The sequence below is a fragment of the Treponema sp. SP13 genome (assembly GCF_050938355.1).
Lineage (GTDB): Bacteria > Spirochaetota > Spirochaetia > Treponematales > Treponemataceae > Treponema_D > Treponema_D socranskii.
On the sequence record NZ_JADOVM010000002.1, the window covers coordinates 67,071 to 86,409 of the forward strand.

General features: G+C 45.5%; 16 protein-coding genes and 1 other RNA gene. 16 read left to right on the forward strand and 1 reads right to left on the reverse strand.

Going from position 1 to position 19,339, the window contains the following annotated elements; translation table 11 throughout:
* Positions 1 to 36 precede the first annotated feature (36 nt).
* The 16 genes from IZU26_RS04410 (at position 37) to IZU26_RS04485 (ending at position 18,936) form a co-directional block, all read left to right on the forward strand.
* Entirely contained in the window at positions 37 to 492 is a 456-nt protein-coding gene (locus IZU26_RS04410; protein WP_310823807.1) for a YkgJ family cysteine cluster protein, read from the forward strand.
* Positions 489 to 1,427, forward strand: coding sequence for an MBL fold metallo-hydrolase (locus tag IZU26_RS04415; protein WP_021330204.1), 939 nt, complete (start codon positions 489 to 491; stop codon positions 1,425 to 1,427). The genes IZU26_RS04410 and IZU26_RS04415 overlap by 4 nt, the downstream gene beginning before the upstream one ends.
* The gene (locus IZU26_RS04420; protein WP_021330216.1) at positions 1,424 to 1,621 is read left to right on the forward strand and encodes a hypothetical protein; all 198 of its coding nucleotides are present in this window, start codon (positions 1,424 to 1,426) and stop codon (positions 1,619 to 1,621) included. Before IZU26_RS04415 ends, IZU26_RS04420 begins: the two co-directional genes overlap by 4 nt.
* A complete protein-coding gene (gene mltG, locus IZU26_RS04425; RefSeq protein ID WP_433277108.1) occupies positions 1,618 to 2,730 on the forward strand; it encodes an endolytic transglycosylase MltG in 1,113 nt (370 codons plus the stop codon). Before IZU26_RS04420 ends, mltG begins: the two co-directional genes overlap by 4 nt.
* Positions 2,730 to 4,511 (forward strand): DNA primase, encoded by a 1,782-nt coding sequence (dnaG, locus tag IZU26_RS04430; protein WP_021330213.1) that lies wholly within the window; start codon positions 2,730 to 2,732, stop codon positions 4,509 to 4,511. Before mltG ends, dnaG begins: the two co-directional genes overlap by 1 nt.
* 22 nt (positions 4,512 to 4,533) lie before the next feature.
* Entirely contained in the window at positions 4,534 to 6,384 is a 1,851-nt protein-coding gene (rpoD, locus tag IZU26_RS04435) for an RNA polymerase sigma factor RpoD (protein WP_021330219.1), read from the forward strand.
* A 114-nt stretch (positions 6,385 to 6,498) separates the two neighbouring features.
* Entirely contained in the window at positions 6,499 to 7,410 is a 912-nt protein-coding gene (locus IZU26_RS04440) for a zinc ribbon domain-containing protein (RefSeq protein ID WP_433277110.1), read from the forward strand.
* A 53-nt stretch (positions 7,411 to 7,463) separates the two neighbouring features.
* Positions 7,464 to 7,854: RNase P RNA component class A (rnpB, locus tag IZU26_RS04445), an RNA gene on the forward strand.
* Between the two features lie 57 nt (positions 7,855 to 7,911).
* Positions 7,912 to 8,856 (forward strand): tetratricopeptide repeat protein, encoded by a 945-nt coding sequence (locus tag IZU26_RS04450; RefSeq protein WP_433277112.1) that lies wholly within the window; start codon positions 7,912 to 7,914, stop codon positions 8,854 to 8,856.
* 23 nt (positions 8,857 to 8,879) lie between these two features.
* On the forward strand, positions 8,880 to 9,917 hold the full coding sequence (locus IZU26_RS04455; RefSeq protein WP_021330221.1) for a rod shape-determining protein: 1,038 nt from the start codon (positions 8,880 to 8,882) through the stop codon (positions 9,915 to 9,917).
* 9 nt (positions 9,918 to 9,926) lie between these two features.
* Positions 9,927 to 10,790 carry a rod shape-determining protein MreC gene (gene mreC / locus IZU26_RS04460; RefSeq protein ID WP_021330197.1) on the forward strand — a complete coding sequence of 288 codons (864 nt, stop codon included), beginning with the start codon at positions 9,927 to 9,929 and terminating at the stop codon, positions 10,788 to 10,790.
* Positions 10,787 to 11,293: a rod shape-determining protein MreD gene (gene mreD, locus IZU26_RS04465; protein ID WP_433277115.1), complete on the forward strand. Its 507-nt coding sequence runs from the start codon at positions 10,787 to 10,789 to the stop codon at positions 11,291 to 11,293. The genes mreC and mreD overlap by 4 nt, the downstream gene beginning before the upstream one ends.
* A gap of 8 nt (positions 11,294 to 11,301) precedes the next feature.
* Positions 11,302 to 13,170 (forward strand): penicillin-binding protein 2, encoded by a 1,869-nt coding sequence (gene mrdA / locus IZU26_RS04470; protein WP_433277578.1) that lies wholly within the window; start codon positions 11,302 to 11,304, stop codon positions 13,168 to 13,170.
* A gap of 4 nt (positions 13,171 to 13,174) precedes the next feature.
* Positions 13,175 to 14,488 (forward strand): rod shape-determining protein RodA, encoded by a 1,314-nt coding sequence (gene rodA, locus IZU26_RS04475; RefSeq protein ID WP_021330217.1) that lies wholly within the window; start codon positions 13,175 to 13,177, stop codon positions 14,486 to 14,488.
* Positions 14,489 to 14,558: 70 nt separating this feature from the next.
* Positions 14,559 to 16,475, forward strand: a complete 1,917-nt coding sequence (locus IZU26_RS04480; RefSeq protein WP_433277117.1) for a DUF262 domain-containing protein — start codon at positions 14,559 to 14,561, stop codon at positions 16,473 to 16,475.
* 1 nt (position 16,476) lies between these two features.
* Positions 16,477 to 18,936, forward strand: coding sequence for a GmrSD restriction endonuclease domain-containing protein (locus IZU26_RS04485; RefSeq protein ID WP_433277119.1), 2,460 nt, complete (start codon positions 16,477 to 16,479; stop codon positions 18,934 to 18,936).
* Between the two features lie 135 nt (positions 18,937 to 19,071).
* On the opposite strand, the gene IZU26_RS04490 is transcribed toward IZU26_RS04485, so the two are convergent.
* On the reverse strand, positions 19,072 to 19,335 hold the full coding sequence (locus IZU26_RS04490; RefSeq protein ID WP_433277121.1) for a hypothetical protein: 264 nt from the start codon (positions 19,333 to 19,335) through the stop codon (positions 19,072 to 19,074).
* Positions 19,336 to 19,339 lie beyond the last annotated feature (4 nt).

Here is a 19,339-nt window from a genome sequence, read left to right on the forward strand (position 1 = left end):
GTTGCCTGTAACGGGCTTTTTCTTTATACTGATACTATGCCGGCTTTTTTTGACGACGGTCTTTATTTTGAGTGCAACCGATGTTCCCGCTGTTGCAGAATCGAACCGGGATTTGTCTTTTTGTCGCAAAGCGATTTGACGGATCTGTGCCGATGGTTTAATTTGAGCGAAGATCAGTTTATTAAAACCTATTGCCGCTTTGTTCCCCGGTATGACGACGAATACCTTTTGTGCTTAAAAGACACGGAAGATTACGACTGTATTTTGTGGAAAGACGGCTGCACCGCTTACGGTTCTCGTCCCGTGCAGTGCAGGACATATCCGTTTTGGACGGGATTTTTGACGGACAAAGAATCGTGGCAAAAAGAAGGAGACGCCTGTCCCGGCATAAACCGCGGAAAGCTTTGGACAAAGGATGAAATAAATGCAGCGCGTACGGCGTATGAAAACAACGAGCCGCTGCGTTTTAAGCGCGGAGGGGAGTGCAGATGAAAGTATATTTCTGGGGAGTGCGGGGTTCCATTCCGACTCCGCTTACGCCTCAGCAGATTCAAACGAAAATCACCGCAGTCGTCCAGCGTATTACGCAAAAAGACATCGCGTCGGAAGATGCGCGCGAACGTTTTATCGCATCTCTGCCCGAGTGGCTGTACGGCACAACCGGCGGCAATACGCCCTGCGTCGAAGTAAAAACTGCAAACGGAACGGAGATCGTGCTCGACGCGGGTTCGGGCATACGCGTGCTCGGAAAAACCGGCGTAAAGCCCGCCGACAATCACTACAATCTGCTTTTATCGCATTTTCATTGGGATCACTTGCAGGGCTTTCCGTTTTTCGACGCGATCTACGACACTTCGGTCAAAATCGATATCTATTCGGCTTTCCCCGCAGCCGATCGTATTCTCGCTTTTCAGATGTCGCGGCCGTATTTTCCGGCGCCCTTTGACGTGTGTGCAAAGCGGATCACCTTTCACACGGTCAAATCGGGCGAACCGTTCAGCGTCGGAGGAGTTCCCGTATGTTGCTGCAAAATGTCACATCCGGGAAATTCGTATTCCTATGCCATAAGCGAAAACGGAAAGAAATTCGTGTACGCGACGGACGTCGAGCTTTCGCAAAAGGATTTCGAAAAAACGAGTGCACGCATAAAAGTGTTTCAGGACGCCGATGTCATTGTGCTCGATTCGCAGTACACCGTCGCCGAAGCCTATCAAAAAGAAAACTGGGGTCACTCGGCGTTTTGCTATGCGATCGATTTTGCGGTTCACTGGAATATCAAATCGGTGTACCTCTTTCATCACGAACCGACGTACGACGATAAAAAGCTTCATTCGATTTTGCACGCGGCGCGGTGGTACGCACAATACATCGAACACGCGAATATGCAAGTTTACCTCGCGACGGAGGGCGCGGAGATAAGTCTATGACGGACGATGTAACAAAGCTCACTTCTCTTTCGTTTTCATACGATTTTTCACCGAACGAAACGGCGCTCATCGCGCATTTTTTCCGCGACCACGAAGAAAGCATTCCTTCAGGTCTTGAAAGATTCGTACACGCCGTCGAAAAAGCGGTGTATAATTCCATTTCGATCGGAGATGCGGAGCGATTTTATTCATGAGACCAAAAAAATCGGGCGGAGTGCGCGATAAGCGCGGCATAAGGTTATTCGACACAAAAGGCAGACGCAGTTTTTTTGCCGCGCTTTGTGCATTCGTATTCGTTTTTTTTGCCGCGTCTCTTTTTTTTATATACGAAACGCGGCCGGCATCGAGCGCGGAGAGGGCGATAACCGAACGCGTCGAAGTTCCGGAAGGAATGACCGTAAAAAAATTCGCCCGCACGCTCAAAGAAAAAAAACTCATCAAAAACAAAAATGCGTTTTACCTTGCCGCACGCTATTCCTTTTTTCGTTTTCTTGCCGGCGGCGCAAAGCTCAAGCTCGAAAGCGGCGTATACCGTATTTCAAGCGGTATGAGCGTCGCCGACATATTCGCTCTCGCATCGTCGGGAAAAAAAGAATACGTGCACATAGCTTTTCCCGAAGGATTGACGATTTCGAAAATCGCCGAACGCCTCGAAAAAGCGGGCATCTGTTCGGCATCGGATTTTAAAGCTTCGGCGAAAGACGGTGAACTTATTAAAAAATACGATATCCGCTCTTCGACGCTTGAAGGCTATCTTTTTCCCGATACCTATTTTTTTACACCCGGCATGGCATCTTCGTCGGTCATCGATATGATGGTAAAAAATTTTTTCGAACATATACGCGCAAATCCTACTCTCGCATCCCTTCCTCCGGACGAACTCCAGACAACGCTCGTCCTCGCGTCCATCGTCGAGAGGGAATACCGCGTTGCGGATGAAGCGCCGCTTATCGCGAGCGTGTTTAAAAACCGCATCGCAAAAAATATCGGCTTGTATTCGTGCGCGACGATCGAATACATCATCACCGAAATACAGAACAAAGCGCACCCCGACGTCATCACCTACGACGATTTGAAAATCGACAGTCCCTACAACACGTATAAGTGGGCGGCGCTTCCGCCGACTCCGATTTCGAATCCCGGCATGATCGCGCTCGAAGCGGCAGCCGACGCTCCGAAAACGAATTATTATTATTTTCGCCTCATAGACGAAAAAACGGGGCGCCACGCATTTTCGGACTCATTCGGCGAACACATCAAAGAAGGCGTTCGCTATACGACAAAAAAGGCGGCGGAAAACTGATGGCATCTTTCATATCTCAGGATACGATCGAAGCTGTCCACAATATGTCCGATATCGTTTCGATTGTCGGCGAATACACGAAATTGACGAAGCGGGGAGGGAACGACTGGTGGGGCTGCTGTCCGTTTCACAACGAAAAAACCGCCTCATTCCACGTCGACGGCGATAAAAAATTTTACTATTGCTTCGGCTGCCATGCAAGCGGAGATGTTATCAAATTCGTTACGGAGACGGAAAAGATTTCCTACGCCGACGCCGTGCGTTCACTTGCAAAGCGGGCGGGAATCGAAGTGACGTATTCGGGGGGCGATATCCCCGAACGGCCGAAAGACGACGGATTAAAGGATCTCTATATCGACCTCTACGAGCGCACGGCTTCTCTCTTTCACTACCTGCTCACTGAAACGCCCGGTGGAAAAGATGCGCTTTCGTATATCACCGGCCGCGGTATCACGGCCGAAACGATAGCGGCGTTCAAGCTCGGCTATGCGCCGGCCGACAGAAGCTGGCTTAAAAAATTTTTGCGCGGAAAAAATTTCAGCGACGAATTTCTTTCCCGCTCGGGACTTTTCAGCAAAAATTATCCCGACTCGGCTTTTTTTTCCGATCGTCTCATGTTTCCGATCTTTAATCGGAGGGGGCAGTGCTGCGCGTTCGGCGGGCGCCTGTTGCACGGAGACGGGCCGAAGTATTTGAATTCGGGAGATTTGATCCAGTACAAAAAAGGCGAAACGCTCTACGCGTTTAACTTTGCCAAAAATAAAATCCGCGAAGAAAAAAAAGTGATCTTTTGCGAAGGCTATATGGACTGCATCGCTTATCACCAGTGCGGCATTTCATACGCGGTAGCGCCTCTGGGAACGGCGCTCACCGAAGAGCAGCTGCACATCGTCAGAGGGTTTGCGGATACGATACTGCTTTCCTTCGATTCGGACAAAGCGGGCGAGGCGGCGACAATGCGGGCGATCATCATGTGCCGCTCGTTTGACTTTACGGTAAAGATCATTAAACTGTCGGAAGGAAAAGATCCTGCCGAAATTATGACAAGCTACGGGGCCGATGCCTTGACAAATGACGTAAATAATGCTATATTGGATAGTGACTTTCTTTTATCCAAATTGGGCAGCGATTTTGCTGTCGATACCCCCGAAGGCAAAACAAAAGCATCGCTCGAGTTTTTTCGGTACGTCGACGCGCTCCGCTCCGATATCCAAAGGGAGTCGTGCCTTGAGCAGCTGTGCCAGGCATTTAATCTAAAGCCGGAGGCCGTTAAGAGAGATTTTGAAAATCGTGAACAGGCCCGCGACCGCTTAAAAACCCGGCAGCAATCACCGACAGGCAGACAGAATTCGGATATCTCCCTCAACGCCGAATTGCGAACCGTTCTCGCCGTCATTGCCGAACTCGACCTGTATACGGTCATGCGCGCGGAAATCGCCGTCGACGATTTTGAAGACCCTCTCGCAAAAAAATTATTTATTATCTTGGAAGATTGTTTCAGAGAAAATACCGTATCGATAAGCGGCATACTGAACCGATGCGACGATGAAGAGCTCGGACGGATGATCACACGTGTCATATCGTCGGGTGAGTTTTCACAAAACGGAAAGCGCATTGTGAACGACGGTATCAAGCTTATCAAACGGAACGCGCTCGAACGCAAACGGAGCGCGCTCATGAGCAGAATCCGATTATTCAATCCCGCAACGGAAAGCGACCGTACACAGTTCGAATCGCTTCTTGCGGAAAAAATGAAACTCGACAGCGAATTAAAACAGTAGCAAAACAGGTACCGAAAAAAATATGGATCAACAAAAAGATCAAAACAACCGAGAGTTGGATTCCAACGTACAAAAACTTTTCGAATACGCAAAAGAAAAGTCCGTCGTCACGTGGGACGAAGTGACCGATATGCTGGGGCAGGATTTCGTCAATTCTCCGAAAATGGAAAACGTGCTTCAGCTTTTTTCAAGCGAAAATCTGCAGATCGTCGAAAGCGACGATTTGCTCGTCGAAGATGAAGAACCTGAAGAAACGGGCGAAGACGACGATGCGGACGAGAGCAACGACGATGATATCGCCGACGATGTTTCGAGCGAAGCGGCCGACGTCGCAAAAGCCGTCGACATTGTCAAAAGCAGACTCGTCAACAGCGACAAAGAGACGAGCATCGACGATCCGATCCGGCTTTACCTGCGTGAAATCGGCAAAGAAAATTTGCTCACCGCCGAACAGGAAGTCATCCTGTCGAAAAAGATGGAAAACGGCAAAAACATCATCAAAGACGTCATCAAAAATTCCGGCATCATGATTCCCGAATTTTTCGCCGTCGCGCAAAAAGCTTTTACGCGGATCGATATCCACGAACCCGGCCGCCCGCGAAAAGAGATAAACGAAGAGATGGCGGAAAAGCGGCGGCTCAAAAGCTGCTACAGTGAATACATCAAACCGGTGCTGCCTGAAATCAAGCAGTACATGACGATAAAAAAACAGCTTTTCGAAACCGATCAAACCGTCCGCATATTCGATACGTCGCAGCTTATATCGCTTCGTAAAAAAATCCAGCCGCAGCTGCAGCGAATCGACATACAGTCGGAAGAGCTCGATAAATTTACGATGAAGTTTCGCGACGCGATGCAAAAGATCGCAGATTATCATCAAAAGCAGGAAAAAAAGATGAAAGAGCTGCGCGTCGTCAACATAGCCGACCTCCGCAGTCTCGGCCGCCGCATCGCCATCCGTTCGGAATCGCAAAAGCTCGAAAAAGAACTCAACATGACGACCGACGATATCCGCGATATCTACACGCAGATCCAAAAAATCGACAGAAAGCTCTACCGCCTCGAATACGAATTCGAAAACAGCGTCGACGAAATTTTGAGCATGGGCAAAGAGATCGAAAGAGGATCGGCGATGATGGAGCAGGCGAAAAACAAGCTTATCAATGCGAACCTGCGCCTCGTCGTTTCGATCGCAAAAAAATACACGAACCGCGGTTTGCAGTTTTTCGATTTGGTGCAGGAAGGAAATATCGGTCTCATCAAAGCCGTCGAAAAATTCGAATACCGCAAAGGCTTTAAATTTTCGACGTACGCGACGTGGTGGATCCGGCAGGCGATCACGAGATCCATTTCCGACCAAGCGCGCACGATCCGCGTTCCGGTGCACATGATCGAGCAGATCAATAAAGTCGTGCGCGAGTCGCGGCAGCTCATGCAAAAGCTCGGACGCGAGCCGAGCGACGATGAAATCGCACAGCAGCTCGGCTGGCCGGTCACCCGTGTCAAGCAGGTAAAAAACGTCGCGCGCGAACCGATTTCGCTCGAAACGCCGATCGGAGAAGAAGAAGATTCGCTGCTTGGGGATTTCATCGAAGACAAAGAAGTCGAAAATCCCGCGTCTCAGACGGCGGACACGCTGCTGCGCGAGCAGATCCGCTCGGTGCTCGACACGCTGCCGCCGCGGGAACAGGAAGTGCTCAAAATGCGATTCGGATTGGACGACGGCTATTCGCTCACGCTCGAAGAAGTCGGTTTGTACTTCAACGTCACGCGAGAGCGTATCCGGCAAATCGAAGCGAAAGCGCTCCGACGCCTCCGCCATCCGCGACGCGCGAACGGTCTTCGCGACTACATCGATCCCGCGCAGCAATAGCATAGACACAACGTTTTTTTTATTATACAATAGGATATTACAGACTTCAAAAATTGTAATTTTTAGAGGTCTTCCTTAGATGCGGTAATCTGGAAGGGTATAATCGACATGGTGATGACAAAGGTTTTCGACAAATTAAAAGATCTACAGGAAATACTCGTACACAAATACGACCTTGAAAGAAAAGTACGCGAAGCGCCGAAACAGCTCACGTCGCAGGAAGAACTGCTCGATCGCATGAAAAAAGAATTTATCGGAAAAAACACCGACTACGAAGAAGCGAAAGCGAAAGTCACTCGGTTGCAGAGCGAGCTCGACGAAGCGGTCAAATCGCGCGAATCGGGCGAAAAAGGCATGGACAACATCACGACGCACCGTGAATATGAAGCGCTCGACCGGCAGATTTCGGAAGCGTCGCTCAAAGAACAGGACATCCGTAAAGATCTGCAAAAAGAGGAAAAAACGCTTGCCGATTTGAACGATAATTTAAAGCAAGTCGAAGCGATGATCAAATCGCAGGAAGCCGACCTCAACGCCGGGCGCGCTTCCCTCGACAAAGAGCTCAATTCATACAAAAGCGAACTCGCAGCCCTGCAGAAAAAAGAAAATAAAATCACGCCCGATCTCGATCAGGAAATATTGTTTAAATTCGAGCGTATCATCCAGCGCAACACGCAGGGCATCGTCGCCGTCAAAAACGGCGTGTGCCAAGGCTGTTGTATGTTCCTTCCGGCGCAATTTGCAAACGAAGTGCGCAAAAACGAAGATATTTTATTCTGTCCGTACTGCAGCCGCATTCTTTACTACGAAGAGGCGTCCGAGGATCAAAAACAGAGCTTTACGGGCAGCCTTGCAAACCTCGATGACGACGATGACTTTGAAGACGATTTCGAAGACGAAGACGAGGAAAACGAAGAAAAAGAAGCGGCCGGCGATGACGACGAAATCTTCGATGAAGAAGACGATATCGATGATGATGAAAACGAAGAAGACGATATCGATGATGAAGACGATGATCAGTCGTAAGCGATTCGGTTTCGGCACGGATGCGAAGCGCCGAGCATAAAAATTGTCGATTACGGATGGGATATAACCGCGCGGGTATTCTCTGATGAAAGAGCATATCCGTGAGGCAAAGTCCGGGCTCCGCCGGAAAAAATGCCGGGTAATCACCGGGCGGATGCGGGAACTGCAGAAGTGCAAAGCCCGCCTCCGACAGACAGTGCAGCAGAAAATATACCGCCCGTTGTAAAACGGGTAAGGGTGAAAAGGCGGTGTAAGAGACCGCCGCGCATCCGGCAACGGGTGCGGCAGTGCAAACCTCATTTGGAGCAAAACCAAGCGGCAGCGGGTTTCCGGACCGTAACTGCAGGTAGGTTGCTTGAAGCGCAGGGTAATCTGCGTTCGAGACAGATGGTTATGTCGGCGTATCGTCGATACCAGAACCCGGCTTACCGTCCCATCCGTTTTTTTATTAGGTCGAATGTCGAGTTTCGGCGGTTTCCGAACGTGATTTTGTTAAACAGTATGAACGGCAGCAGTAAAGAAGCGCACATATTCAAACGCAAAAGCAATCTCCTGCGCAATGCACTCATCGCGTTTTCCGCGTGTGCCGCGGCAGCCGCACTCGTGTTTTCATTTTCCCGCTTTGTCTTTCCGCGACTGCGCTCGGGATCCGTGTACGCGCTTTCCAAAAGCTGGAAATCCTACGACTATGAAAGCGTATATGAAATCAGCAAGGGCATTTTAAGCAGAACCCCGTTCAACAACGCCGCTCTCACGTATCACGGGTATGCGGCTTTTTACCTCGGCGTATCGTCTCTCGATAAGATGAACGAGCAGAATTACCTCGACGAAGCGATCAACAGTTTGCGTCTCGCGCTGCTCGACGCGCAAAGTTCGCTTACATCCCAGCTTTTCTACATGCTCGGCAAAGCGTATTTTTATAAAAATACCGTTTCGTCGTATTATTATGCCGACCTCGCGGTAAAATATCTCGAACTTGCAAAAGCGCGCGGCTACAAAGCCGACGACATAGCCGAATATTTGGGACTGAGCTACGCCGCGCTCGGCATGACGATGGAGAGCATCTCTTCGTTTACGGAAGCGCTCCTTGTACGGGAATCCGATATGCTGCTCTTTTCCATCGCGGAGCAGTATTACAAAGCGGGGCAAAATGCGGCGGCGGAGCAGTACCTCTTCCGTGTCATAAAAGAATGCGACGACGAAAATTTGATCTTGCAAAGCCGTATGCTCCTCGGTAGTATTTACATTGCGGAAAACAAATACGAAGCGGCGACGGAAGAATTTTTGAGCGTTTTGGAAAAAAATGAAAATTCCGCCGATGCGCATTACCAGCTCGGCATACTATATGAAAAACAGGGCGATATGGTGAAAGCCAGAGCGGAGTGGCGAAACGCGCTTCGCATACAGGTAAATCACCGCGGCGCTTTGGAAAAAATGGCGGACTAAATCGTTTCGGGAGGCATAACAAAATGGGTCTGTTTGATAATTTTTCGATCGACATCGGCATCGATCTCGGTACCTGCAATACGCTGATCTACGTGCGCGGCAAGGGCATCGTCATAGACGAACCGTCCGTCGTCGCCGTCGAAAAAGGGACAAAGCGCGTCAGAGCCGTGGGTGCCGAAGCGAAAAGCATGCTCGACAAAACGCCGAGCAGCATCATCGCAATCCGTCCGCTTGCAGACGGCGTCATCGCCGATATCGATAGCACCGAAAAAATGATAAAATATTTTATCTCGAAGATCACCCCCCGTCATCAGTTTTTCCGCCCCATGCGCATGAGAATCGGCATACCCTCGTGTATCACCGATGTCGAACGAAGAGCAGTTATCGAAGCCGCTCTCCGTTCCGGCGCAAAACAAGTCGAAACGATTGCGGAGTCGAGAGCCGCTGCGATCGGTGCCAAAATTCCGATCTTCGAGCCGGCCGGTCACATGGTATGCGACATCGGCGGCGGCACGACCGAAGTCAGCGTCATCTCCCTCGGCGATATGGTCATCACGAATGCGATCCGCGTCGGCGGCGACAAATTCGACGAAGCCATTGTCAAGCACGTCAAAAGCGTTCACAATTTGATCATCGGCCGCCAGATGGCCGAACGCCTGAAAATTCAAATCGGAAATGCAACGCCCGATAAGACGATCGAAAAGATGGAACTGCGCGGGACGGACGCGATCACCGGTCTTCCGCGCCGCCTCGAAATCGACAGTGTCGAAGTCAGAGAAGCGCTGAAAGATCCCGTCACAAGAATCGTCGAAGAGATCAAGAGCACACTCGGACACACGCCGCCCGAACTCGCCGCCGACATCGTAGACCGCGGTATCGTCATGACCGGCGGCGGCTCCATGCTCAAAGGGCTTCCGAAGCTCATCTCAAAGGAGACGGGAGTTCCCGTCATCCTCGTCGAGCACCCGCTCGAATGCGTTGCGATCGGAGCGGGGGAGGCCTTCGAACTGTTTAAAGACAGATCGCTCGACCGCGCGATTTACGCAAACCTCAACGACTAGCGGCGCCTCATGCACATTCGCGTAAAATCATCCTTCAGATTCAGATTTCCCGAATTCGTGCTCGCTTTGCTCGTCGTCGTTTCGGGCGTTTTTCTCGCGTTTACGACCGGCAGCTTTGTCGTCAATTTCGGACGCATCGGCTTTTCGATCTTTTCGACTGCGGAAAAAGGCGTTTTTTTCGTAACGGATTCGGCAAAACGGAGTATCACAGCCGTACGGGAACTGTCCGAGCTGAAACAAAATTACGACGAACTCGTCCTCAAACTGCAAAATTACGAACAGATGCAGCGGACAAATGCCGAAATACGCAAAGAAAACGAACAACTTAAAGAGCAGCTCGATTTCGCCAAATCGATCGAACAAAAAAATTACCCTGCGCAGATCATATCGCGCGATGTCGATAAGCTCTATGCATCCCTCACGATAGATAAGGGAAGCGTCAGCGGCATCGGCAAAAACATGCCGGTTATCGCATACCAGAACGGAAACATCGCCCTCGTCGGAAAAGTCGTCGAAGTCGGCCGATTTACGAGTACGATCATGCCGGTGTACAGCATCGACTGTACGGTGTCGGCACGCATTCAAAATACGCGCGATTTGGGACTCGTGTCGGGCTTCGGAGACGATACGAAGCTTTCGCTCAAATACATCAAAAAACGCGTCATGGATACGCTCAATTACGGAGACGTCATCGTGACGTCGGGCGAAAACGGAAACTATATGCGCAATATGCCGATCGGCTCCATCTCCGAAATCCGTGTCGTCGAATACGATTCGTCGCTCGAAATCGACGTTGCTCCTCTCATCGATTTTCCGCGCCTCGAAACGGTTATCGTCGTTGACGTTAAAAGCGAAACGGAGGAAACGCGATGAAGTCATACATCGTATCGGCGATCCTTCTCTTTTGCGCCGTCCTCATCGAAACCGCGGTTCTCTCGAATATCGCTTTGCTTCCTGCCGTTCCCGATCTTTTGCTTTTGTGTTCGCTTTACCTATCGTTTTTAAACGGCAAAACGTCGGGCGAAATAAACGGTTTCGTTTCGGGCGCGTTTTTGGATTTCCTTTCGGCATCTCCGTTCGGCTTCCACTGCCTGTATCGGACGCTCATCGGATACGTTTTCGGCGCGCTCGGCAGCGTTTTCAATTCCGACGGAATCGTCATGCCTTCTCTGTGCGCATTCGGGGCGACTTTATTAAAAGCTTTTTTCGTGTGGCTCATATCGTTGCTTTTTCCGAACGTAAACGCCGTGTACCGCGTGTTATCCCTTCCGTTCCTTTTCGAACTCGCATGTAATACGATCCTTGCGCCCCTCGTCTTTAAATTTCTGTCGCTGTTCCGTTCGGTGCTTTCAACAGAGCGAAGGAGCGCGCTGTGACGGACGATATGCCGCAGGACCGCCGTGCACCCGTTTTGCCGAAATCCCTCCGCATCGTTTTGCTCGAAGCGGCGATCGTGCTTTGCTTTGCAGTTTACGTCTATCGGCTCTTTTCGATGCAAGTGCTGCTTTCAGATACATATCGCACGCAGTCTCGCACGGTTTCGAGTCAAGTTTCCCGCATTCCTGCACAGCGGGGCGAAATATTCGACAGAAATGCAACCGTACCGATGGTCATCAATACCGATTCCTTTGCCGTCGAAATAACTCCTGCGGAAATTCCGGCGGGATACTACGATACGGTCGCTTCGCGCCTTGCGCAATACCTCGGCGTTTCGAAATTCGATATCGATAAACGCATTCCGGAAAAACTTCGAAAATCTTATACGGCGATCACCGTGCGCTCGAACGTTTCGTTTGAAACGATTTCGAACATCGCCGAAAATAAAATCGATTTACCCGGAGTTTCGTGGGTATCGCGCCCGATTCGAAATTACGTGGAAACGGGTTCTCTTTCGCACATCATCGGCTACGTCGGAGACATCACACAGGAAGAGATCAACGTGTTATACAATCAAGGCTATACGAGAAACAGCGTCGTCGGAAAAACGGGAATCGAACGGCAGTACGATCAGCTTTTGCAGGGAACGAGCGGCATCGAAAGCCGCACGGTCGACGTTCGCGGGCGTATCCTTTCGGACAAGCCCGACATCCGTCCGCCCCAGCCGGGAAAAAATCTCGTTTTGACGATCGACTCGCGCATTCAAACGCTTGCCGAAAAAACGCTCGGAAATAGGGTAGGGGCGGTCGTCGTTTTAAAGCCTGCGATGGGTGAAATACTTGCGCTCGTATCCTATCCGTATTTCGATCCGAACATATTCAATTCCGACGACTATGCGCAGGAATTCGTAAAGCTCCGCGACAGTCCGGAAAAGCCGCTTTTAAATAGGGCCGTCGCAGCGCAATATCCGCCGGGTTCGACGTTTAAAATCATCATGGTATCCGCTCTTTTGCAGGAAAAAAGTTTTTCTCCGTTTGAAAAAATCGAATGCAAAGGAAAACTCGTCTACGGTAACCGCACGTTCCATTGCCACGTCCACGAACCCGGACACGGCTGGCTCGATTTGAAAAACGCGCTCGCGCAGTCCTGTGACGTTTACTTTTGGACGATCGGACGCGATTATCTCGGCATCGACAAAATCGCACAGTATTCGACGATATTCGGACTCGGAAAAAGCGCCGAAATCGATTTACCGAATCAAGTGTCCGGTTTTATTCCGACGGCGCAGTGGAAAGAGCGAAAGTACCACGAACGGTGGCTCGGAGGCGATACGATGTCCGCTTCCATCGGACAGGGCTATATCCTCGCCACACCTCTCCAAGTTGCCGATATGATGGCGATGGTGTGCAACGAAGGCGTCATCTATAAACCGCATCTGCTCAAAGAAGTGCGGAACCCTGTGACAAATGAAGTTATCACTGAAGTAAAGCCGGAAGTGTTATTTAAATCCGACATACCGAGCGACGTGTGGAAGACCGTGCAGGAAGACTGCCGTTATACGATCACCGATGGAACGCCGCAGTACCCGATGCGCAATCGATTCGTGCAGAGCGCGGGAAAGACGGGAACGTCCGAAGTCGCGCAGTATAAAAACAGCTGGCACTCGTGGATGGTCGCCTATGCGCCCTACGATGCGCCGGTCGAAGATCAAGTCGTCGTTTCGACGCTCGTCGAAGCGGTAAACCCGTGGGAATGGTGGTCACCCTATGCGACGAATATCATCATACAGGGCATCTTCGCAAATCAAACCTATGAAGAAGCCGTAAACGCGCTCGGCTTTCATTACCTCCTTGCAAACGGAAACCGACAGGAGTAGGGAAGTGAAACTGAAAATTACCGATGCCTTCGATTACGTTCTCCTCTTTTGTGTCCTTGCGCTCACTGCAGCCGGCATCGCATTTATCTATTCGTCGGGAATCAATTCGGACGGCATTCTTGTCACAAAAGAATACGTCAAACAGATTGTGTGGGCGTCGTTCGGTCTTGCACTCATCGTCGTCTGTGCGCTCTACGATTACCGTAAAACCGCCCGCTACGCGTACATCGTATACGCAGCCCTCGGCGCAGTGCTTTTATATACCGTCGTGTTCGGCCGCTACGTCAACGGAGCACGCAGCTGGATCGGTATCGGCGACTTCGGCGTACAGCCGTCCGAATTCGGTAAAATCGTATTTATCGTTTTTCTCGCAAAATACCTTTCCGAAAGCCGTACCGAAGTTCCGCTAAAGCGCTTTGTAATTGCCGTTTTGATTTTCGGCTTTCCCGCATTGCTGATCCTCGCGCAACCGGATTTGGGAACCGCAAGCGTCTATATTCCGATCTTCCTCGTCATGTGCTTTATGGCGGACATCCCGCTGCGCTACATATTGTTCGTATTCGGTACCGGCATGGCGACGATTTTTTTTACCGTGCTTCCCGTGTGGAACGACGTCATCGCGCATCGGAAGATTCCCGCGATCGGAGCGCTCACCGACATACGCTTGCGCCTTTTGCTCATCGCCGCATCTCTTTCGATTACGCTTATCGGAATCGTCGTGCGGCGCTATTTGCGCGGTCAGCGGTATTTTTATTGGATTTCATACGTATCGCTCATCGTTGCGCTTTCGCTTTTCGGTTCATACGGAGCCGGACGCGTACTCAAAGAATATCAAATCAGCCGCCTCATCGTATTTATGGATCCGTCCGTAGACCCGCGCGGAAGCGGTTGGAATATCATCCAGTCAAAAATCGCGATCGGAGCGGGCGGCATATTCGGCAGGTCGTTTTTACACGGAACGCAGAGCCACTATCGATTTTTGCCGCAGCAGAGTACCGACTTTATATTCAGTATTTTGTCGGAAGAACTCGGCTTTATAGGCGGACTTGTCGTCTTTGTGCTGTACGGCCTTATCTTTTTCCGGACGTTGAAAATCATGCGGAATGCGACGGGCTACGGTTTGTATATTGCAGCGGGTATACTCGGCATGTTCTTTTTTCACTTTTTCGTCAACATCGGTATGGTTATGGGCATCATGCCGATTACGGGAATACCGCTTTTGTTTTTGTCCTACGGAGGTTCTTCGCTGTGGACTGCGATGATCGCCGTAGGGCTCCTCATGAGTATCAATTACCACAAATACGGATTCGACGCGTAAAGTCGGCCGGTAAATGTGATTGGAGAAAAGTTTAAAATCAAAGACATACATTTACAAAGCTTGATGTCAAATGAATACAATCGAACTAAAGCCTGTAGAAAGTTTGCTTGAAAGGAACTTTTTCATTCCAAGCTATCAGCGTGGTTATAAATGGACAGGACAACAAGTAAAAGATTTATTAAATGATATTTATGAATTTGCTAGTATTCCAAATAAAACAGCAGAAGAGTTTTATTGTCTCCAGCCTTTAGTCGTAAAAAAGTGTGATGTTAATACCATCGCAGTAAATGAATTGAATAGTAAATTCGATAATAATATCTGGTATGAAGTAATTGACGGTCAGCAACGTCTTACAACTATCAGAATATTATTAAACTATTTAAGAAGAGTTCATTTAAAAGATGATGAATTAAGCTACGAAGATGGTAAAAATGAATTAAAAAATGAATACGGTAAAGCAGAATATATAATTCAATATGAAACTCGTTCAGGAACAAAAGATTTTCTTGGTAGTAAAATGGATGGTAAATTAGATTATATTGATTACCATTACATAAAAGAAGCTTATTTTACAATGGAAAAATGGTTTTGCGATACTGTACATAATAAAGGGGTTCCTGCAAAACGATTACGCGAATTAATAATTAATACTTTAGTTTTAAGTAAACAAAATCAATCTGCAGAGTCTCGTACTGTTCAGTTTATTTGGTACGAAATCGATGATACAGAAATAAATCCGATAGATATTTTTACAAGAATTAACATGGGGAAAATCCCGTTAAATAATTCAGAGCTTATAAAAGCGTTATTTTTACAAGAAAAGAATTTTAAGAATGATGATGAGAAATTAAGACAAGCAGATATTGCACTTGAATGGGATAATATGGAATATTCCCTGCAAGATGATAAATTTTGGTACTTTCTAAATAATAAAAAAACAGCAGAATTGCCAACAAGAATTGAGTTTATTTTCAATATTATTTATCAGCTTGAAAAAGAGAAAAATCCCGAACAATTTGAAGCATATGGAAATGATGAATATGTCACATTCCGTTACTTCTATGAATCATTTATAAACAATAATTCAAATGCTAAAGAAGAGTGGCGGAAAGTAAAAGAATATTATCTTGCATTCAAGGAATGGTATGAAAATTCAACTTGGTATCACTATGTAGGTTTCCTAATCTATTGTGAAATTCCTATTGTTGAAATATTTAAACTTTACAATAAGGCACCAAAGTCGGAATTCTTAAATAATATTAAAAATAAAATTATAAAAATTCTTTCAACAGTTAAATGCTGTATAAAAGATAATAAACCGGTTATTGATCTTCCTTATAAAACAAGTAACGAACTAAACATTCGCCGTGTATTTCTTCTGTATAACGTTGTATATATAATTAATCACTTTTCAGAAGAATCATTTTCCGAAGATGTTCCTTATAGATTTCCTTTTGCTGTTTTCAAAAAGATGAATTGGAATATCGAACATATTGATTCTTTTACTGAAAATGAAATTTCAGATCCGGAAACCCAAAAAGAATGGATTAATAATGCTTTGGAAGATCTTGATTTACTTGGGAAAGAACTTACCGCAGAAGAAAATGATAAAGTTAATAATTTCTTAATCGGGAAGAAAGATTTCGATTTTTCGACTATAAAACATCTGATTCAAGAAAAAGCCGAAGAATTTGATACAAGCAATTCAGCCGAAAATAAATCTACAATCGGTAATCTAACATTATTGGATGAATCCTCAAATAAAAGTTATGGAAACTCTTTATTTACCAGAAAGAGAAGAGAAATTATCAAGTGGGATTCCGAAGGTAGGTTTATACCTATCTGCACTAAAAATGTTTTTCTTAAATATTTTGATAAGAAAGGAACATCTCGTGCAAAATGGACTAACGAAGACATTATACATTATCACGATAATCTTTATGAAACAATTAAAGATTTTCTTACTTTGAACGCCGGAGATAATTAATATGAATGAAAAATATAGCTTCAAAGAACTTTGTACTAAACAAGTTGTAGTTGATATGGAAAAAAAGCTTAAAGTTGAATTTGATTTTATTAAGATTCCTAAAATACAAAGGGATTATGCACAGGGTCGAACAAAAGGAAAAGAACTAAATGTTATTGGAAAGAAATTCTTGGATAATATTTTTGATCATTTAAAAAAGAATATTCCTATGGAATTGGACTTTATATATGGAACCGTAGCTGAATATGGAAATAATGGCGACATTAACTACAACTTATTGCCATTGGACGGTCAGCAAAGAATAACTACATTATTTCTTCTGTACTGGTTTATTGGATTAAAAGAGAAAGGAAATGCACCGGATTTTTTAAAAAAATTTACTTATGAAACTAGAACTTCATCCAGTGATTTTTGTGAATATATTTGTGATAATTCAAAAACATCGATTAATATATCTAACTTGCCTTCTAAAGAATTAGAAAATTGTTGGTGGTTTGTAAATGCATCTAAACTTGATCCCACAATCAAAGCAATGATCAATATGATGGATTATATTTTTGTAAAATATAACGAGGAAAGAAATGTAAAACTCTTTGAAAGATTAGAGAACCTGAAGTTTTATGTATTACCTCTTAATGGTTATAAACTCACAGAAGATTTGTATATCAAGATGAATGCTCGCGGTAAGCAATTAACTAACTTTGAAAATTTCAAAGCTGATTTAGTAAAATGGATGCGAGACGGAAATAATATTGATGCTAAGCGCTTCGAGACTGAGATAAAGGTAAAAGAAGAAAACAGAAAGATTCCTTACTATCTTTTATTATCATCTAAAATTGATAATGATTGGATAAATTATTTCTGGACAATATGTAAAGCAGATGACGTTAATAAAGCAGATACAGCTTTCTTAAAATTTATAAAAAGATATTTTAAATGTGTTTATTGTTTAAACTATGCAAAAGAAGCTCGTGGAATTATTAAAGAGCCAACATTTATATCTTTTGAAAATGAAAACGATTATATCGATTTCATTTCTTTTCGGGATGTATTAAATTATGCAGAGCTTGAACATTTTGCATTAATAATGGACGGTATCGCTAAAAATGATATTTCTAAACTGTTGTCTTCTTGTTGGGGTGATTCTATTCCTCTTACAAGCAGTGGGTTTCTAAGCGACATGACCCAATCCAAAACATTAATTTTTTGGGGTATCTGTTTATATTTTAGAGTAGGGGATGAATTTCAGCCTTTGAGTTTTGCCCGCTGGATGCGTATAGTTTGGAATATTGTTGAAAATACTAATATCGATGGGTGGGGACCTGCTGTCGGTGCAATCAAACTTTTAAACGAATTAAGTCCTTATTCCCATGACATTTATAACTATTTAGGTTCGATTGATTATGAACAGATACAATCTCGTTCTTCTGAACAAGCAGTAAAAGAAGAAATATTAAAATGTAGACTCATGGTTTCAGATAGTTCTTGGGAAGACTTGTTTATAAAAGGGGAAAAGCACTTATTTTTTAAAGGTGCTATTGGTTTTTTACTTGAGCCTGCTATTACCAAAGATGTATTTAAACATCGACTTGAGATGGCAAATATATTCTTTGATGATAAAGGTATTACAAAGAAATATCAAGAAAATGGCCATATTTTCCTTAGAGCTCTCATAAGTGAATATCAAAAATCTACTGAAATATTGGATAAGCGATTTATAGATATTGATGATTCTAAACAGCATATTCTTAAACTTAAAATGGCGGGATATGATGATAAAGTTGTCGCTCCTACATTAAAAAAATGGTTTGACCTGCCTGATGAAAATAGCATAGCTAAATGTTTATTTGATTCAGTAGAAAAAGACTCATCTTTAATTGGAGGTTATATTAGTAATACTCCAGAGGAGAACGCTATCATGAAAGTAATTCATGAAAAACTCTATAAAGATGAAGATTTACAAAACTGGATGCAAGAGCACAAAGCGTATCAAGTTGCAGCAAAAAATGGAAATCATATTTATGTATGGAAACCAAGAGCTTGGTATGAATGGATTCAATTAGATGGATACAAGAATGAAATAGCTGCTAAAATTATGGAAAATCCCGCTTGTTCTACAGATAACAGATGGTCTATTGGCGTCAAACCTATAAATTATTTTTTTGGGAACGGAGCTGTTGAGATCAAACGAATCTTTTATGTGAATGATATTGCAATTCCATTTATTTATAAGATTGATGAAGAAAAATTAATTGTGGGTTTTAAGAAAACAGATTTCCTTGAAGAAAAACTTACAGGTTATACATCTCCAGAAAATATAAAGGACTGGTTATTTGCAAAAACTTATGAATATCAAAATATCGTAAAGTCAGAATCGGAAATTACGAGTTTCATTGAAAAAATAGAAAGAGAAGTATTTTCCTCCCTAAAAACAACTCTAAAGATACAGGATATAAATTAAAACGAGCATAAAAAAAGAAATAATTGAAGCAATATAAATTTGGTTAATAATTGTTTGGTAGACAGAATATACATTATCGGATGTAAAATTAAGGCGGAAAAAAGTTGTTTAACACTCGCGTAAATTGTAATCCTTTTAATCTTTCCCCAGCTGCGCTGCGATTCGTCTCGCTTTTTCTTCGTTTTCCGGCCTCACGTACACGGACCACAGGTACGGGCTGTAATTTGGGTTGATGACTTGACGCATATTGATCTTTGCGCCGCAGCCGCACGCGACTTCCGTCTGTACCCAGCCGGTACCGTAGGCAATGCCGTTTTTTTTGAGCAGTTTTTTGAGCGCTTTGAATTCGCCGTAATTCCGACTTTCGTAAATTTCAACTTTTTTTCCGAATAAAAGCATGTCT

Coding starts and splice junctions, on each gene's coding strand:
- IZU26_RS04410 (WP_310823807.1), top strand. CDS start 37: ATGCCGGCTTTTTTTGACGACGGTCTTTATTTTGAGTGCAACCGATGT.
- IZU26_RS04415 (WP_021330204.1), top strand. CDS start 489: ATGAAAGTATATTTCTGGGGAGTGCGGGGTTCCATTCCGACTCCGCTT.
- IZU26_RS04420 (WP_021330216.1), top strand. CDS start 1,424: ATGACGGACGATGTAACAAAGCTCACTTCTCTTTCGTTTTCATACGAT.
- mltG (WP_433277108.1), top strand. CDS start 1,618: ATGAGACCAAAAAAATCGGGCGGAGTGCGCGATAAGCGCGGCATAAGG.
- dnaG (WP_021330213.1), top strand. CDS start 2,730: ATGGCATCTTTCATATCTCAGGATACGATCGAAGCTGTCCACAATATG.
- rpoD (WP_021330219.1), top strand. CDS start 4,534: ATGGATCAACAAAAAGATCAAAACAACCGAGAGTTGGATTCCAACGTA.
- IZU26_RS04440 (WP_433277110.1), top strand. CDS start 6,499: ATGACAAAGGTTTTCGACAAATTAAAAGATCTACAGGAAATACTCGTA.
- IZU26_RS04450 (WP_433277112.1), top strand. CDS start 7,912: ATGAACGGCAGCAGTAAAGAAGCGCACATATTCAAACGCAAAAGCAAT.
- IZU26_RS04455 (WP_021330221.1), top strand. CDS start 8,880: ATGGGTCTGTTTGATAATTTTTCGATCGACATCGGCATCGATCTCGGT.
- mreC (WP_021330197.1), top strand. CDS start 9,927: ATGCACATTCGCGTAAAATCATCCTTCAGATTCAGATTTCCCGAATTC.
- mreD (WP_433277115.1), top strand. CDS start 10,787: ATGAAGTCATACATCGTATCGGCGATCCTTCTCTTTTGCGCCGTCCTC.
- mrdA (WP_433277578.1), top strand. CDS start 11,302: ATGCCGCAGGACCGCCGTGCACCCGTTTTGCCGAAATCCCTCCGCATC.
- IZU26_RS04480 (WP_433277117.1), top strand. CDS start 14,559: ATGAATACAATCGAACTAAAGCCTGTAGAAAGTTTGCTTGAAAGGAAC.
- IZU26_RS04485 (WP_433277119.1), top strand. CDS start 16,477: ATGAATGAAAAATATAGCTTCAAAGAACTTTGTACTAAACAAGTTGTA.
- IZU26_RS04490 (WP_433277121.1), bottom strand. CDS start 19,335: ATGCTTTTATTCGGAAAAAAAGTTGAAATTTACGAAAGTCGGAATTAC.